14 protein-coding genes and 1 pseudogene are annotated in these 16,907 nt (G+C 67.6%); 9 read left to right on the forward strand and 6 right to left on the reverse strand.

The genetic code is table 11. The features are described 5' to 3' along the window. Positions 1 to 18 precede the first annotated feature (18 nt). The 4 genes from QE444_RS12750 to QE444_RS12765 all read left to right on the forward strand — a co-directional run bounded on the left by QE444_RS12750 (position 19) and on the right by QE444_RS12765 (position 4,485). Positions 19 to 966, forward strand: coding sequence for an ABC transporter substrate-binding protein (locus tag QE444_RS12750; protein ID WP_309738894.1), 948 nt, complete (start codon positions 19 to 21; stop codon positions 964 to 966). Further along, positions 963 to 2,288 carry an LLM class flavin-dependent oxidoreductase gene (locus tag QE444_RS12755; protein WP_309738896.1) on the forward strand — a complete coding sequence of 442 codons (1,326 nt, stop codon included), beginning with the start codon at positions 963 to 965 and terminating at the stop codon, positions 2,286 to 2,288. Before QE444_RS12750 ends, QE444_RS12755 begins: the two co-directional genes overlap by 4 nt. Then, on the forward strand, positions 2,289 to 3,470 hold the full coding sequence (locus QE444_RS12760; protein ID WP_309738898.1) for an acyl-CoA dehydrogenase family protein: 1,182 nt from the start codon (positions 2,289 to 2,291) through the stop codon (positions 3,468 to 3,470). Positions 3,471 to 3,591: 121 nt separating this feature from the next. Continuing rightward, the gene (locus tag QE444_RS12765) at positions 3,592 to 4,485 is read left to right on the forward strand and encodes a LysR family transcriptional regulator (RefSeq protein WP_280307219.1); all 894 of its coding nucleotides are present in this window, start codon (positions 3,592 to 3,594) and stop codon (positions 4,483 to 4,485) included. Between the two features lie 48 nt (positions 4,486 to 4,533). Here the strand turns inward: QE444_RS12765 and acnA are convergent. After that, positions 4,534 to 7,234: pseudogene (gene acnA, locus QE444_RS12770) on the reverse strand (aconitate hydratase AcnA). 197 nt (positions 7,235 to 7,431) lie between these two features. Here acnA and rlmM point away from each other — a divergent pair. Together rlmM and tusA are read left to right on the forward strand one after the other, a co-directional pair. Further along, positions 7,432 to 8,493 (forward strand): 23S rRNA (cytidine(2498)-2'-O)-methyltransferase RlmM, encoded by a 1,062-nt coding sequence (gene rlmM, locus QE444_RS12775; protein WP_285387952.1) that lies wholly within the window; start codon positions 7,432 to 7,434, stop codon positions 8,491 to 8,493. A gap of 56 nt (positions 8,494 to 8,549) precedes the next feature. Next, positions 8,550 to 8,789, forward strand: a complete 240-nt coding sequence (tusA, locus tag QE444_RS12780; protein ID WP_027597771.1) for a sulfurtransferase TusA — start codon at positions 8,550 to 8,552, stop codon at positions 8,787 to 8,789. A 256-nt stretch (positions 8,790 to 9,045) separates the two neighbouring features. Here the strand turns inward: tusA and QE444_RS12785 are convergent, their stop codons facing one another. The 3 genes from QE444_RS12785 to QE444_RS12795 form a co-directional block, all read right to left on the reverse strand. Next, positions 9,046 to 9,696, reverse strand: a complete 651-nt coding sequence (locus tag QE444_RS12785) for an SGNH/GDSL hydrolase family protein (protein ID WP_187979131.1) — start codon at positions 9,694 to 9,696, stop codon at positions 9,046 to 9,048. 85 nt (positions 9,697 to 9,781) lie between these two features. Then, a complete protein-coding gene (locus tag QE444_RS12790; protein ID WP_309738906.1) occupies positions 9,782 to 11,935 on the reverse strand; it encodes a mechanosensitive ion channel family protein in 2,154 nt (717 codons plus the stop codon). Positions 11,936 to 12,005: 70 nt separating this feature from the next. Beyond that, the gene (locus QE444_RS12795; protein ID WP_273861720.1) at positions 12,006 to 13,382 is read right to left on the reverse strand and encodes an MATE family efflux transporter; all 1,377 of its coding nucleotides are present in this window, start codon (positions 13,380 to 13,382) and stop codon (positions 12,006 to 12,008) included. Positions 13,383 to 13,512: 130 nt separating this feature from the next. Between QE444_RS12795 and pdxB the strand changes: the two genes are divergently transcribed. After that, a complete protein-coding gene (gene pdxB, locus QE444_RS12800) occupies positions 13,513 to 14,676 on the forward strand; it encodes a 4-phosphoerythronate dehydrogenase PdxB (protein WP_309738909.1) in 1,164 nt (387 codons plus the stop codon). Between the two features lie 108 nt (positions 14,677 to 14,784). On the opposite strand, the gene QE444_RS12805 is transcribed toward pdxB, so the two are convergent. After that, positions 14,785 to 15,066 (reverse strand): pyrimidine/purine nucleoside phosphorylase, encoded by a 282-nt coding sequence (locus QE444_RS12805; RefSeq protein WP_027597776.1) that lies wholly within the window; start codon positions 15,064 to 15,066, stop codon positions 14,785 to 14,787. 81 nt (positions 15,067 to 15,147) lie between these two features. After that, positions 15,148 to 15,699 carry an exonuclease domain-containing protein gene (locus QE444_RS12810; RefSeq protein WP_309738912.1) on the reverse strand — a complete coding sequence of 184 codons (552 nt, stop codon included), beginning with the start codon at positions 15,697 to 15,699 and terminating at the stop codon, positions 15,148 to 15,150. Between the two features lie 186 nt (positions 15,700 to 15,885). Here QE444_RS12810 and QE444_RS12815 point away from each other — a divergent pair, with 186 nt between their 5' ends. Then, positions 15,886 to 16,140, forward strand: coding sequence for a YkgJ family cysteine cluster protein (locus QE444_RS12815; protein ID WP_027597778.1), 255 nt, complete (start codon positions 15,886 to 15,888; stop codon positions 16,138 to 16,140). Between the two features lie 50 nt (positions 16,141 to 16,190). Then, the gene (locus tag QE444_RS12820) at positions 16,191 to 16,790 is read left to right on the forward strand and encodes an START domain-containing protein (protein ID WP_007162268.1); all 600 of its coding nucleotides are present in this window, start codon (positions 16,191 to 16,193) and stop codon (positions 16,788 to 16,790) included. The last annotated feature ends 117 nt before the right edge of the window (positions 16,791 to 16,907 follow it).

The raw sequence follows: 16,907 nt of genomic DNA on the forward strand, positions 1-16,907 counted from the left end.
CTTCGAGGAGACGCCTTCGTGATCAAGGGATTGCTATTCGCCGCCGGCCTGCTGGCCGGCACCTCCGCCAGCCTGGCCCAGGCGGTCACCCTCACTATCGGTGACCAGTTCTACTACAGCAGTACCCTGCTGGAGCAGGCCGGTGAGCTGAAGGATCTGCCGTACCAGATCCAGTGGAAGAGATTCAACGCCGGGGGGCCGGTGGTGGAAGCGCTCAATGTCGGCTCCATCGACCTGGGCATCGTCGGCGACACCCCGGTGATCGCTCTGGCCGCGCGCGGGGGACCGGTCAAGGTGGTGGCGGTGACCCGCAACCGCCCGGACGGCACCGCCATCGTGGTCGGCAAGGATTCGCCGATCAAGACGGTGGCGGACCTGCCCGGCAAGCGCGTGGCTATCTGGAAGGGCTCCTGGAGCCAGCAGCTGGTCTATTCGGCGCTGGAACAGGCCGGACTGCCCAGCGACGCCCCGCGCTACAGCTACCTGATGCCCACCGAGGCCGTGGCCGCCCTGAGCCAGGGCACCCTGGACGCCACCGCCACCTGGGAGCCCTATGTCAGCATGGTGGAACGCCAGGGCGGACGGGTGCTGGTCACCGCCAAGGACCTGATGCCAGCGCCGGTCTATGTGGTGGCCAACACCCAGCACCTGGACGAGAACCGCGCCGCCATCGGCGATTTCGTCGCCCGCCTGCAACGCGCCCGCAGTTGGGCGCGCGACCACGTCGACGTCTATGCCCAGGCCTGGGCCAGGCGCAACAACTCCGATCAGGCCATCGCCGAACGCTGGTTCCGGCGCGACGCCACCTGGGTCGAACCAATCAGCGCCCAGACCCTGAGCGATGGCCAGGAGACCGCCGACTTCCTGGTCAAGGCCGGGGTGTTGCCACAGCCCTATGACGTCGAGTCGCTCTATGACCAGAGTTTCAATCGCTACCTGCAAGCGCCCCGGGAGGCTAGCCGATGAGTCGCCACCTGCACCTCGCCGGCTTCCTGCTGGCCGGCCCGGTGGTCCATAGCCATGCCGTCTGGCGCCACCCCGAGACCCAGGGCGACTTCCTCGACCCGGACTACTACGTCCGCGCGGCCAAGGCGCTGGAGGAGGGGCTGTTCGACTTCCTGTTCTTCGCCGACCGCCTGGCCGTGGGCGACCAGCTCGGCGGCTCGCGGGAAACCGCTCTGCGCCTCGGCGCCCAGGACGCCACCCGACTCGACCCCTTGCCGCTGCTCTCCTACCTGGTGGCCCATACGCGCCACCTGGGGCTGGGTTGCACCCGCTCCACCACCTATTACGAACCCGCCCACGTGGCCCGGGCCTTCGCCACCCTCGACCACCTGTCCCGCGGGCGCGCCGCCTGGAACATCGTCACCTCGATGAACGACAGCGAGGGCCGGCTGTTCGGCAAGGAGCGCCACCTGGAACACGACCTGCGCTACGACCGCGCCGACGAATTCGTCGAGGTGGCCGTCAAGCTGTGGCGCAGTTGGGGACCCGCGGGGCTGCGCCTGGATCGGGACGCCGGCGTGCTGGCCGATCCCGCGCAGGTGCGCGCCCTCGATCACCAGGGCGACTGGTTCCGCGTGGAAGGCCCGCTCAATATCCCGCGCAGTCCCCAGGGGCGCCCGGTGCTGATCCAGGCCGGTTCCAGTGGTCGCGGCCGGCGCTTCGGCGCGCGCTGGGCCGAGGCCATCTTCACCATCCAGCCGAATCTCGCCGCCATGCGCGCCTTTCGCGACGACGTCCGCCGCCAGGTGCGGGAGCAGGGGCGGTCGCCGGATGGCTGCAAGATCCTTACCTCGGTCATGCCCTTCATCGGCGGCAGCGAAGCCGAGGCGCGCGCCAAGCAGGAAAGACACAACGCCCTGGCGCAACCGGAGGTGGGGCTGATCACCCTCTGCTCACAGCTCAATATCGACCTGTCGCGCTTCACCCTGGACACCGCCCTGGGCGAGGTGGTCGAGGTCGGCGACCTGCCGCCGGCCGCCGCCGAAAAGCTGCTGGAGCTGGGACCGCGCACCACCCTGGCCGAACTGGGTCGCAGCTACGCCGCCAGCGTCCGGGTGCCGCAGCTGGTGGGTACCGCTGCCCAGATCGCCGACCAGCTGGCCGAGTGGTTCGAGGCCGGCGGCTGCGACGGCTTCGTGATTTCCCCCGGTTACCTGCCGGGTTCCTTCGTCGAATTCAGCGAGAGCGTGGTGCCGCATTTGCAGCGTCGCGGGCTGTTCCGGCGCCAGTACCAGGGTTCGACCCTGAGAGATCACCTGGGCCTCGGCCCCCTGGAGGACTAGATGAGCACGATCGAGGATGCCGCTGGCTGGCTGACGCTGGCCCGCGAGATCGGCGCGGAATTCGCCGCGAGGGTGGTGGCCGACGAACGCGACCGCATTCGTCCCGACGCCCAGCTGCAACGACTCAAGGACAGCGGCCTGACCAACCTGGTCATACCCGTGCGGCTCGGGGGTGCCGGCCAGCCCTGGTCGCTGGCCATGCGGGTGCTGCGCGAGATCGCCGCCGGCGACGGCTCGGTCGGCCTGCTCTTTGGCTATCACCTGCTCAATACCGTGAACCTGCGCCGCGAACCCCAGCCGCGGCGCGATCGGCTGCTGGCGGAGATCGCCGAGGGACGGCTGTGGCTGGCCGGGGTGGTCAATCCACGCGACGACGACATCCTCGCCACGCCGAGTCCTGGCGGCGGTTATCGCCTGACCGGGCGCAAGGGCTTCTGCAGCGGCGCCGCCTTTGCCGATCGACTCACCATCAGCGCCCTTGACCGGGAGAGCGGTGCACGCCTGATGGTCACCCTGCCGGCGGACCGGCCCGGACTGGCCTACGCCGGTGACTGGGACCACTTCGGCGTGGCCCGCAGCGACAGCGGCAGCTTCACCCTTGACGACGTCTGGGCCAGCGCGGAGGAGGTCCAGGTCTGCGACCTGGAAGACGCTGGCGATTTCGCCGCGGTCATCCGCACCCCGGTCAACCAGTCGGCCTTCACCCAGTACTACCTGGGCGCCGCCCAGGGCGCGCTGCGCGAGGCGCGGCGCTATCTGCATGCAGAAGCGCGGCCTTGGGTGCATTCCCTCGCCGCCAGCGCCAGCGAGGATCAACTGGTGTTGAGCCAGGTGGGCGAACTCTGGATCGCCCTGCAGGGCGCCGTGGCCCTCGCCGAGGTGGCGGCACGGCGGGTGGATGACCTGCTCGACGCCGATGCCGCCTTTACCACCGACCTGCGCGGCGAGACGGCCATCGCCGTGGCCAGCGCCAAGGTGCTGGCCGCCCGCACCGCCCTGGACGTCACCACCCGGGTATTCGACGCCCGGGGTGCCCGCGCCACCCACAACCGCCTGGGCCTGGATCGCTTCTGGCGCGACGTGCGCACCCACAGCCTGCACGACCCCCTGGCCTACAAGGTGCTGGAGGTCGGGCGCTATGCGGTCAATGGTCAGTACCCTGCGATCCTTGCCTACACCTGACTAAAGCTGGTCTGCTCTGGATTCACCCATTAGCTGGCGCAACGCTAAACCCAAAACAGGCGAGGGGGGCTGCGTTATGCTTGAGGCGCATGTCCAGCCACGGGAAGTCAGACGCCTCCTCATGAAGACCGACGATATCGAAGCCTTTGTCGCGGTGCTCCGCAGCGGCTCCCTCAATGCCGCTGCCCTGTCCCTTGGGCTCACTCAGCCGGCCATCACCCGCCGGCTGCAGAGCCTGGAACAGGATCTGGGTGTCGAGTTGCTCGACCGCCACACCAAGCCGCTCAAGCCAACCCGTCTGGGTCAGGAGGTCTACGGCCACTGCCGCGCCATCCTGCGCGAGATGGACGCCCTGCGCGAACGGGTGGCGGGCGATGCCCCGCCGTCCGGGCTGTTGCGCCTGGGCGTGCCCCAGACCCTGGGCGATGCGCTGTTGCTGCAGGCGGTACGGGAGATCCGCGCCCGCTATCCGGAGTTGCGCCCCCAGGTGGCGACGGGCTGGGGCAGTGTGCTGGTCAGCCGTATCGAGCATGGCGAGCTGGACGGCGCCCTGGTGCTGTTTCCGGCCAACAAGGTGTTCCCCGACAACATCGAGGCCCAGGCCCTGGGCGCCATGCCGCTGCAGGTGGTCTGTGCCCGCGACCAGGCGCCGGCCAAGGCGCAGCGGCTGGCCGATATCCAGGGCCAGGGCTGGGTACTCAACCCCGACGGCTGTGGCTTTCGCGCCAGCCTGCAACGGACCCTGGCCGAGCAGGGCCAGGCGCTGCGCATCAACCTGGAGACCTATGGCACCGAACTCCAGCTCGGCCTGGTGGCGGACGGTCAGGGCCTCGGCCTGGTCCCGGCACCGCTGCTGGCCTGCAGCGCCCACCGCGAACGCCTGGCGGTGATCCCGCTGAAGGACTTCAAGCCGGAAATCCAGCTGTGGCTGATCCACCCGCGCTTTCTCGGACCCTTGCAGGAGGTGGTCGAGGGGTTTGGGCGGGAGGCGAGTCAGCTGTTGGCAGCCTCCTGACAGCAGAACGCCCGGCAGCCAGGCTGCCGGGCGTCCGTTGACGCTGGCTCAGGCCGCCGGCTTCGCCAGGAACTCCCGCAGCACGTAGTGCAGGATGCCACCGGCCTTGAAGTAGTTCACCTCGTTGAGCGTATCGATGCGGCACAGCACCTCGATGCTGTCCAGGCTGCCATCTTTACGGGTGACTTCCAGGGTTAGCGGCATGTGCGGTCGCAACTCTACACCGTCGATGCCCAGCACGGCGATCTTTTCCTGGCCGGTCAGTCCCAGGGACTTGCGGTCCACGCCGTCCTTGAACTGCAGCGGCCAGCACGCCCATGCCCACCAGGTTGGACCTGTGGATGCGCTCGAAGCTCTCGGCGACCACGGCCTTCACGCCCAGCAGATTGGTGCCCTTGGCCGCCCAGTCACGGGAAGAACCGGTGCCGTATTCCTTGCCGGCGATGATGACCAGCGGGGTGTTTTCCAGTTCGTACTTCATGGCCGCGTCATAGATCGACAGCTTTTCGCCCGTGGGGACGTGGAAGGTATTGCCGCCTTCCTCGCCACCGAGCATTTCGTTCCTGATGCGGATGTTGGCGAAGGTGCCTCTCATCATGACTTCGTGGTTGCCACGGCGCGAGCCGTAGGAGTTGAAGTCGGCATAGTCCACGCCATGCTCGGCCAGGTAGCGGCCAGCGGGGCTGTCCTTCTTGATGTTGCCGGCAGGGGAGATGTGGTCGGTGGTGACCGAATCACCCAGCAGCGCCAGGATGCGGGCATCGTGGATGTCGGCGATGCGTGGCGGATCGCCGGCTATGGTCTCGAAGAAGGGCGGATTCTGGATGTAGGTGGAGTCGGCATCCCAGACATAGGTCTCGGCGTCCGGCACCTGGATCGCCTGCCACTTCTCGTCACCGTCGAATACAGCGCCGTATTGCTTGTGGAACATGGCGGTGTCGAGCTTCTGCACGGCGTCGGCCACCTCCTGCTGGGTGGGCCAGACGTCTTTCAGATAGACCGGCTGACCGTCATTGCCGGTGCCCAGTGGCTCCTGGGTCAGATCGACCTTGACGCTGCCGGCCAGCGCATAGGCCACCACCAGCGGCGGCGAGGCCAGCCAGTTGGTCTTGACCAGCGGATGCACCCGGCCTTCGAAGTTACGGTTGCCGGAGAGTACCGAGGCTACGGTGAGGTCGGCGTCCTGGATGGCCTTTTCGATGGGATCGAGCAGCGGACCGGAGTTGCCGATGCAGGTGGTGCAGCCATAGCCGACCAGGTCGAAACCGAGGTCGTTGAGATAGGGGGTAAGGCCGGCGGCGTTGTAGTAGTCGGTCACCACCTTGGAGCCGGGGGCGAGGGACGACTTGACCCAGGGCTTGCGCATCAGCCCTTTTTCCGCAGCCTTCTTCGCCAGCAGACCAGCGGCCATCATCACGCTGGGGTTGGAGGTGTTGGTGCAGGAGGTGATGGCGGCGATCACCACGGCACCGTCCTCCAGCTGGAAGGTCTGGCCATCGAGCTGGACTTCCACGCCACTGCCAGCCTTGGGGGCCTCGGCTTTTTTCGGCGCCAGGGCAGTGAAATCGCCAAAGGTCTTGGCGACCTCGCCGAGCAGCACACGATCCTGCGGCCGCTTGGGGCCGGCCAGGCTGGACTGGACTTCGCCCATGTCCAGCTCCAGTACGTCGGTGAACACCGGCTCGTCACCGGGATTGCGCCACAGGCCCTGGGCCTGGGTGTAGGCTTCCACCAGTTGCACGGTCTCTTCGGGGCGACCGGACAGGCGCAGGTAATCCAGGGTGATCTGGTCCACCGGGAAGAAACCGCAGGTGGCGCCGTACTCCGGCGCCATGTTGCCGATGGTGGCGCGGTCGGCCAGGGGCAGGGTGGCCAGGCCATCGCCGAAGAATTCGACGAACTTGCCCACCACGCCCTTCTTGCGCAGCATCTGGGTCACGGTCAGCACCAGATCGGTGGCGGTGATGCCCTCGCGCAGCTTGCCGGTGAGCTTGAAGCCCACTACCTCGGGGATCAGCATGGACACCGGCTGGCCGAGCATGGCTGCCTCGGCCTCGATGCCGCCCACGCCCCAGCCCAGCACGCCCAGGCCATTGATCATGGTGGTGTGGGAGTCGGTGCCGACCAGGGTGTCGGGGAAGGCATAGGTGCGGCCGTCCTCGTCCTTGGTCCAGACGGTGCGGCCCAGGTACTCCAGGTTGACCTGGTGGCAGATACCGGTGCCCGGCGGGACCACGCGGAAGTTGTCGAAGGCGTTCTGGCCCCAGCGCAGGAAGGCATAGCGCTCGCCATTACGCTCCATCTCGATCTCGACGTTCTCGTGGTAGGCGTTTTCGCTGGCGTAGCGATCCACCATTACGGAGTGGTCGATCACCAGGTCGACGGGAGAAAGCGGATTGATCCGCTGCGGATCGCCACCGGCCTTGGCCACGGCTTCGCGCATGGCGGCCAGGTCGACCACTGCCGGTACGCCGGTGAAGTCCTGCATCAGCACCCGCGCCGGCCGGTACTGGATCTCGCGATTGGCGGAGCGGGTCTTGGTCCAGTCGGCCAGGGCCTGGAGGTCCTCGCCGGTAACGGTCTGGTTGTCTTCCCAGCGCAGCAGGTTCTCCAGCAGCACCTTGAGGGATTTGGGCAGCTTGTCGAGATTGCCCAGGGTCTGGGCCGCGTCGGGCAGGCTGTAATAGTGGTAGGTGCGCTCACCGACCTGCAGGGTCTTGAGGCTTTTGAGGCTGTCCAGGGCTGGCATCAGGGGTCTCCTTATCGACGCTTCGACGGTTGCCCGCTGGCCGTACGAGCCTCGAAACGTGAAGGAGACCCGTACCAGCGCTGGGCGGACTGATTTTTCTAGGTGTAGTACTGGACCGATAGGCGCCGCCGGCGTTCCCCAGCGGGCGCGCTGGGGTATAGTGCGCGCCCTGCGTGACCCCTTGAGGAAGCCCCGTCGTGAATACCCTGTTGCTGCTGTGCCGTACCGGATTCGAAGGCGAGGTCTGCGCCGAGCTCGGCGAGCGGGCGGCGCTGCTCGGCGTGGCCGGTTATGCCAAGGGCAAGCCGGGTGCGGCCTATGCCGAATTCGTCTGTGGCGACGCCGAGGGTGCCGCCCGGTTGATGCAGAACATCACCTTCGCCGAGCTGATCTTTCCCCGTCAGTGGTCCCGTGGCGCCTTTCTCAGCCTGCCCGAGCAGGACCGCATCGGCCCGCTGCTGGAGCTGCTGGCCGACTATCCTGTCTGCGGCAGTCTGGCCCTGGAGATGCCCGACACCAACGATGGCAAGGCGCTCTCCACCTTCTGCAAGAAATTCGAGCGCCCCCTGACCCTGGCGCTGCGCAAGGCCGGCCGCCTGGTGGATGATGCCCGGGCGCCACGGCTGCAGCTGACCTTTCTCAGCGGGCGCGAGGTTTTCGTCGGCGTGGTCGAACCGGGCAACGCCGCGCTCTGGCCCATGGGCATCCCGCGGCTGAGGTTTCCCCGCGAGGCGCCCAGTCGTTCGACCCTCAAGCTGGAAGAGGCCTGGCACCACTTCATCCCGCGTGCCGATTGGGAAACCCGCCTGTCCTCCGAGATGCGCGCCGTCGATCTGGGCGCCGCCCCGGGTGGCTGGACCTGGCAGCTGGTGGCCCGCGAGATGTTGGTGACGGCGGTGGACAACGGCCCCATGAACGAGGCGCTGATGGATACCGGCCTCGTCGAGCACCTGCAGGTCGACGGCTACGCCTTCGTGCCCAAGCGCCCGGTGGACTGGATGGTCTGCGACATCGTCGAGAAGCCCGCGCGCACCGCGGCGCTGATCGAGCGCTGGATCGGCGAGGGCCACTGCCGCGAGGCGGTGGTCAATCTCAAGCTGCCGATGAAGCAGCGCTATCGGGAAGTGGCCGGCATCCTCGAACGCCTGCACGCCCATTTCGCCGATCGCGGTCAGCGGGTCGCCATCGGCTGCAAGCAGCTCTACCACGACCGCGAGGAAGTGACCTGTCATCTGCGCCGCCTGGATCGGAAACCCTAGGCCGCCATCAGGCTCTGAATGCAGATCGCTGTAACCGTTCTATCCCTGGAGACCCCATGACCCTCGAAGCCGATGCCACCCTCGACGCCAGCGGGCTGAACTGCCCGGAGCCGGTGATGATGCTGCACAACAAGGTGCGCGACATCGCCCCCGGCGCCCTGCTCAAGGTCATCGCCACCGATCCCTCCACCCAGCGCGACATCCCCAAGTTCTGCGTCTTCCTGGGCCATGAACTGGTGGAAAAGAGCGAAGGGGAAGGGCGTTATCTGTACTGGATTCGCAAGAAGGTGGAGTGAGGGTACTCCGCCTGGGCCGAGAGGGTGCCATCGTCGAAGCCCGATGGTTTCGGCCTGTTGGGCTTCGCTTGCGCTCAACCCAACCTACGATGCACCGCCGCTTGGGCCCGGCTCTCGTAGGTTGGGTTGAGACGGCTCCATCGTCGAAGCCCAACGGACCGATGCCAAGGGAGCCGTAGCGTGGAAAACCGCGCAGCGTTTTCCACTGTGTGGTCTCGCGTCCGCGGACAAGGCTGCGCCGTTGTCCACGCTACGCTCAGGCGCTTGCGGCCGTTCTGACCACCCCCACCAGATGCTCCCCCAGCCGCCGATGCTGGTCCGCCTCGAAATGCACGCCGTCCACGGGACTCACTTGGATGATCTCGCCCGCATCGACGAAGGCCGCGCCCTGGGCCTCGGCCACCTGACGATAGCGCGCGGCCAATTGGCGGGACTTGGCCGCGCCGCCGGCGAAGATCTCGCCGAGAAAGCCCACTTCCTCGATGGGCGCCGGCGCCATGACAATCAGCCTGGGTGTGGCGCCGCCCGGGCCGGCATTGCAGCGCCTGATCTCTTCCAGCAGCACCTGCAACGCACTGGCGATGTCCGCGGGCGTCACCGACAGCCGCGCCTTGAGATCGTTGGTGCCGAGCATCAGCAGCAGGACGTCCACCGGCAGCTGACTCTCCAGGCAGGGTCGGAGATAGGTGAAGCCGTTCTTGTGGTGGCCGTCGATGGGATCGTCATGCACCGTGGTCCGTGCTGGCAGGCCTTCCTCGATCACCCGCCAATCGGCGCCCAGCCCGTGGGCCAGTACGCCGGGCCAGCGTTCGTCCCAGCCGAAGCGTTCGAGCACGCCGGGCTGGGTCAGGGGGCGGGTGCCGTGGGTGTTGGAGTCACCATAGCAGAGCAGGGTACGCAGGGGCATGTCGGGGACCTCGCCAGGACAGAGTAACGTCCACCCTAGAGGCTTTTCCGCAGCGCCGCGAGAACCGACGGTCGTGGCAGCGACCTCAGCCTTCGCTCGGCGCTTCGTTCCCCCGGGCCGCCTGATCCAGCGGCGAGCCGCCTACCTCGTAGCGCACGTTCATGCGTGGCGAGGCCAACTCGATGCCGGCGTCGTCCAGGTAGCGCTTGAGCCTGAGGTTGAAGGCCCGCGAGACCTCCCACTGCTTGATCGGCGCGGTCTTGAAGCGGAATCTCAGGATCGCCATGCCGGAATCGAAGCTCTCCACCCCCTGCAGCTCCAGCGGCGACCAGATGTCTCGGCCGATGAAGGGATCCAGGCGCAGTGTGCGACCCACTTCCTGGACCATCTCGATGGCCTTGTCCACCGACAGCGCCTGGGGAATCGGCAGGCGGAAGATGGCGTAGCCGAATTGCCGCGAGTAGTTCTGGATGCTCTTGATCTCGCTGAAGGGGATGGTGTGGACGATGCCATCGATATCCCTCAGTCGCACGGTGCGGATGGTCAGGCCCTCGACGGTGCCCAGGTGATTGCCGACGTCGACGTAGTCGCCGATGGCCAGGGAGTCCTCGATGATGATGAACAGCCCGGTGATGAGGTCGGCCACCAGGCTCTGGGCGCCGAAGCCCACCGCCAGGCCGATGACGCCGGCACCGGCCAGCAGCGGGGTGACGTTCACGCCCATGTTGGCCAGGGCGACGATCAGGGCGATGACGAAGATGGTCAGGAACAGCACGTTGCGGATCAGCGGCAACATGGTCTGGGCGCGGGCATTGTTCGGGCTGACGCGATGCAGATTGAGGCCGCGGTGGATGGCGGTGTCGGCCAGGATCCACACCAGCCAGGCCAGCAACAGGGTGCCACCCAGGCCAAAGAACTTGCTGGCGACCGCATGGCCGTCGCCCTGGCTGAATCTCAGCAGCGAGAGATTCCAGGCGCGCAGGGCCAGCTCGATCCCCACCAGCCAGATGACGATGCCCAGCACCAGCACGAAGAAGGCCCGCAGCCGTTCGGCATAGGCCTCCTGGATGCGGCCGTGCGGTCGCCGGCGCAGCAGCCGCGCCCGCACCAGGGCGTTGAGGCCCAGGGCGGCGCCCATGGTCACGGCGAACAGCAGCGCCCGGCGCAGGGCGTCGCTGGTATCGCCGGCGGAGACGAAGGTGGCCACCACCGAGACCGCCACCAGGATCAGCAGCGGCAGGTGCCAGAGGCGGGCGATCAGATGGCGCACGCCCTGCAGACCGTGCAGCGCCTGACGCTTGGCCAGCGGCTGATTGCGGATCAGGTGGGCGATGGGCCGGCGGAATCTCAGGGCGAACTGGGCGGTGAGCAGCGCCGCGCAGATGTTGGCGCCGATGGCGATGACCGCCGCCAGGTGTGGCCCCAGGGTCTCGGCCAGGTGCGGATCGCTGGCGGCGCCACCCAGGGCGGCCAGGCTGCCGATGATCCATAGCGGGCGAAAGGCGCGGCGGCGCAGGATCAACAGCGCCCGGCTGCGATGGGCGCCGCTGGGCAGGGAGCAGATCACCACCACCGTTGCCGCGAACAGCGGGCCGATGACGGCGGCATAGGCCAAGGTGACGGCCACCGTCTTGCCCAGGGAGTCCGGCATCCACAGGGATACCAGCAGGGTGATGACGAACGCCAGCAGCCAGGGTGCCAGCTTGCGCAGGGCGAAACGCACCAGGTCCAGGGTCCGCGGTCTGAGCGGAAGCTCCTCGGAGAGCCTGAACCTGATGCGCAGCCGATGACTGATGCTTTTCAGGCCCAGGGCGCAACCGGTCCAGAAGGCCAGGGTGATGACGAAACCCGAAAGCAGGTTGAGGCGCTGCTCGGGCGCCGGCGCCAGGGCGGCCAGCTCGGCGCCCGCCTGGTCCAGCTGGTACTGCCAGCGCTCGCGCAGGTTGTCACGCTGCAGCTGTTGCTCGACCACCGTCATGGTGTCGGTGATCAACCCGATCACGCCCTGGGAGGCGCTGGGTTCGGCCTTGGCCTGGGCCGCCTGCAGCTTCTTGAGATCCGCCAGCAGACGATTGCGCTGCTGCTCGCTTTCCAGGGTCTTGATCACTTGGTCTAGGGACGGGCCGAATTGCGGATCGACCTGATCCTTCTGGGCGCCCGGCAGCCCGGGGAGGGCAGCCTGGACCGGGCCGATGAGCAGGAAGCAGAGGCAAAACAGCTGTAGCAGGCGAAAGATCATCGAAGCCGCACGCTCGCGAAAGGGGGAAACGCCCGTCCTGAACGGCCTGGGGCCGTCCGACGAGAGGGGGTCAGTGTAGCAAGGGCTTGGCGCTGTGGATGCGTCGCCGGGCACTGCGCGCCAGCCGCACCGACAGCAGGATGGCCGCGCAGGTCAGTCCCAGTACCAGACCCTGCCAGAGGCCGGCCGGACCCCGCGGTGCCCCGAACCAGTCGCTCAGCCCCAGCGCCCAGCCCACCGGCAGGCCCACGCCCCAGTAGGCCAGCAGGGTGATGACCATGGTCGCGCGGGTGTCCTGGTAACCACGCAGGGCGCCCGCGGCGGTCACCTGGATGGCATCGGAGAACTGGAAGATGCCGGCAAACACCAGCAGCGAGGCCGCCAGCTGGATCACCGCCTGGTCCTGGGAATAGAGGCCGGCGATAGCCGTGCGCGCGGTCAGCATCAGGGTGCAGGAAACGCAGGCGCAGAGCAGCCCGGCGGCCATGCCGACCCCGGCGGAAAAGCGCGCCTCGCGCGGCTCGCCGCGCCCCAGCGCCTGGCCAACCCGCACTGTCACCGCCATGCCCAGGGCCAGGGGCACCATGAACACCAGACCGGAGAAGTTGAGCGCCACCTGGTGCCCGGCGACCACGGTCGGACCCAGCTCGCCGATCAGCAGGGCCACCACGGAAAAGATGCTGGATTCGGCGAACACCGCGATGCCGATGGGCACGCCGATGGCCAGCAGGGCGCGCAGCGTTGGTCCGTGCGGTCGCTCGAAGCGGGCGAAAATGGCGCAGGCGCGATATCGCTCGGTGCGGATGATCGCCAGCATGGCCAGCAGCATCGCCCACATCACCGTGCCCGAGGCGAAGCCGCACCCGGCGCCGCCCAAGGCTGGCAGGCCCAGGTGCCCATGGATGAAGATCCAGTTCAGCGGCACGTTCAGTGCCAGCCCGGCAAGGCCCACCAGCATCGCCGGCCGGGTACGCCCGAGGCCGTCGCTGAAGCAGCGCAGCACATAGTAGAAGGCCGTGGCGGGCAGGCCCAGGGCGATGCCCTTGAGATAGAGCAGGGTCGGGCCGATCAGCTGGGCGTCGACATGCATCGCCACCAGCAGCGGTCGGGCATTGAGCAGCAGCAGGCTGGCGATGAGGCCACACCCCAGGGCCAGCCAGAGCGCCTGGCGCACCAGCGGACCGATCTCCTGGCTGCGCCCGCCGCCGTGGCGCTCGGCCACCTTGGGCGTGGTCGCCAGCAGGATGCCGGTCATCAGCAGGAACACCGGAATCCACACGGAGTTGCCCAGGGCGACGGCGGCGAGGTCCAGCGGGCCGACACGGCCGGCCATGACGGCGTCGACGAAGCCCATGGCCGAATGGGAGAGCTGGGCGATGACGATGGGCGCGGCCAGGGAGAGCAGGGCGCCGAATTCACGTCTGATGCGGGGCAGGGAGGCGGTCACTTGATCGTTCGGTCAGCTTCGGGGCCGATAGTCTAGTCCTCATGGCCCGGGTGGCAACCCTCGCGGCGACCGTTGCCGGCTGCCGCTGGCCTGCTAAAGTGCCGGTCCCCGCCCTTGCGAGTGCCCAGGCATGCACATTCTCGCCGACGAAAACATACCGCTGCTGGACGCCTTCTTCGGCCCCCACGCCACCCTCGAACGCCTTCCCGGTCGCGCCTTCGACCGCGCCGCCGTGAGTCGCGCCGATGCGCTGCTGGTGCGCTCCATCACCCGCGTCGACGAGACGCTGCTGGCCGGATCTCGGGTCGGCTTCGTCGGCACCTGCACCATAGGTACCGATCATCTGGACCTCGGCTATCTGGATCAGGCGGGTATCCGCTGGAGCAATGCGCCTGGCTGCAATGCCCGCGGCGTGGTGGACTGGGTGCTCGGCGCCTTGCTGGCGCTGGCCGATGGCGCTGGCGCCGACCTGGCCCGGCGCACCTATGGCATCGTCGGCGCCGGCCAGGTCGGGGGCCGCCTGGCCGAGGCGCTGCGCGGACTGGGCTGGACGGTGCTGGTCTGCGATCCACCACGTCAGGCGACCGAGCAGGGCGACTTCCACAGCCTGGACGAGTTACTGGAGCGCTGCGACGTGCTCTGTCTGCACACCCCGCTGATCCGTGATGGCGAGCAGCGCACCTTGCACCTGTTCGATGGCGCTCGCCTGGCGAGGTTGCGTCCGGGCAGCTGGCTGCTCAATGCCTGCCGGGGCGAGGTAGTCGACAACGCCGCGCTGCGTGCCCATCTGGCTGGTGGTGCCGAGCTGGCGGTGGCGCTGGATGTCTGGGAAGGCGAGCCGGGTATCGATCCTGAATTGGCCCGTCTCTGTCAGCTGGTGACGCCCCATATCGCCGGGCACAGCCTGGAAGGCAAGTGGCGCGGCACGGCGCAGATCTACGCGGCCTTCTGCGCCTGGACCGGGGAAACACCGCGGCTGGGTCTGAGCGACCTGTTGCCGCCGCAGCAGCTGGAGCGCCTGGTGTTTGGTGCGGATACGCCCGAGGCGACGGCCTTCAGGCGCGTCTGTCGTGCGGTCTATGACCCGCGCGACGACGATGCGGCGCTACGCGCGACCCTCGCCTTGCCGGCCCAGGCGCGGGCTCAGGCGTTCGACGCCCTGCGCAAGGGCTATCCCGTGCGTCGGGAGATTCCGGGGCTGGTGCTCGAAGGGACGGGCGTGGCTCGGCTGGCGAGGGCCCTGGGCTGCGACTGGCGACATGGCGACGACTCCGAAAGCGGCGGTGTCGCTTAGGACCGAGGCGAAGCGGAAGCGTTCAGGCGGGACAACGGACTCCCGCCACCCGGCCCACGCGGCCGAATGACGGAGCCCAAGACGAGGGAGCCGTACGGCTCCCCGAGCTTAGTGGTATTCGCAGAGATAGGCGGTGTCTTCCGCGACCTTGAGCTGGAACTTCGCATTGGCCGGCACGGTGAACTGGCTGCCCGCGGCGAAGGTTTCCCAGGTCTCGCTGCCCGGCAGCTTGACGGTCAGGGCGCCGGCCACCACGTGCATGACTTCCAGCTGGCTGGTGCCGAATTCGTATTCGCCGGGGGCCATGACGCCCAGGGTGGCAGGCTTGGACTTGAGGCTGAAGGCGATGGATTTGACGGTGCCGTCGAAGTATTCGTTGACCTTGAACATCGGATTTCCTTGTGCGAGAGCGGTTGGGACCGTCGCGAGTATGCCCAAGGCCGAGGCCCACTGTCACCGCTCCAGACGAGGCTAGCGCGCGAGGGCCGGCAGGCTGGCGGGTATCAGCTTGGCGGTGTTGCGCGCGTCGGTCTCGGCGCGGTGCAGTACCCCGGTAAAGGCCAGTCCCGCCGATTCCAGGGCGGCGGTGAGGCCCAGCGGACGTGCCAGACCACGGGCCTTGGCGAAGGCCTGCTTGAGATTGCGATGCGGGACCCGGGCGAGGTGGGTGTGCAGATCGTATTCGCGCCAGGCCCGCTCCAGCAGACGGCGGTCGAAATCGCCCCAGCTGCACCAGCCGGCGAGAGTGGTCTCATAGGCGCCCAGCCAGGCCTCGAACGTCGGCCAGGTGCTTTCCAGGGGCTCTGCGCTATCGACATCGGCCTGGCTGATATGGGTGAGATCGCGGCAAAAGGGCGTCAGCAGCGGCAGCCGCCGGGGCTGGACGAAACTCTGATAGCGATCGAGCTCCTGGCCCGCCGCATCCACCATCACCGCGCCGATCTCGATGATCTCCATCAACTCCAGTGGCCAGCCGCCTTCGTCGGTGGTCGCTTCCAGGTCCAGCACCAGCCAATGCTTCATCGTCACGCCCTCGGGCCAGCCGCCTCGCTCATCGCAGATAAGACGGTGGAAAGGCCGCGGGGTTGCGTGGCGAGGTGCGAATGAATGTTACATTCATGACTCGATGGCAGCATCTGGTCACGATTCGCTTGTGAGGCCCCGGCCTTGCTCTTAAGCTTGAAGCCTCTTTATCTGCGAGTTTCACCCATGGAGTGCCGTCCGGGTTGTGGCGCCTGTTGCATCGCGCCCTCGATCTCCTCACCGCTGCCACGCATGCCCCAGGGCAAGCCCTCCGGGGTGCGCTGCGCCCATCTGGACAGCACCAACCGCTGCGACCTGTTCGGCTCGCCGCTGCGCCCGGCGGTGTGCGGCGGCTTCCAGGCCGAGCTGGCGTTCTGCGGCACCAGCAGTGCCGAGGCGATGGCCATCCTGCTGCGCCTCGAAGGTGAAACCGCCGCCTGATCCGGTTTTGAATTGCGCTCTCCGACAACCACAACAACAAGGGACGTCCCATGCACAAGCCGCTTCGCTCCATCCTCGCCCTGACCCTGCTCGCAGCCACCGGCCTGGCCCAGGCCGAGGACTGGCAACTCGCCAAGCAGGAAGATGGCATCCAGGTCTATACCCGCGCCGTCGCCGGCTCCAAGTACAAGGCCTACCGCGGCGTGGTCCAGATCAAGGCCGATCCGGCCACCATCGCCAAGCTGCAGGACGACCCCGTGGGTTCCTGCAAATGGATCTTCCGCTGCCAGTCGCTGCAGGTGCTCAAGCGTCAGGACAACCAGGCCTGGACCTACATGCGCATCGACATGCCCTGGCCGGTGACCGCCCGTGACGTGGTGCTGCACATCACCGAGCAGAAGACTCCCGATGGCGGCTTCACCCGCACCCTCGAAGGCCAGCCGGACTATCGTCCCGCTGCCGACGGTTACGTACGGGTCGCGAGCTTCCAGGGCCAGTGGCGCGTGGTGCCGAAGAACGGCGGCTCGGAAGTGACCTACGAGGCCCAGAGCGAGCCGGGTGGCAGCGTGCCGTCCTGGCTGGCCAACAGCTTCGTGGTGGATGCCCCGCTCAACACCCTGAAGGGCTTGCGCCAGGCCGCGCAGCGCTGATCGACCGCCCTCGGGCAGCGGCCTGGCCCACTGGCGCCAGGCCCGTTCAATACCACCCCTTTGCCAAACCGTGGCGGTCCATCCGCATACCTCAACAGCTGTTTTTAATACCACCCC

This window comes from Pseudomonas sp. SORGH_AS_0199, assembly GCF_031453735.1.
GTDB lineage: Bacteria > Pseudomonadota > Gammaproteobacteria > Pseudomonadales > Pseudomonadaceae > Chryseomonas > Chryseomonas aestiva.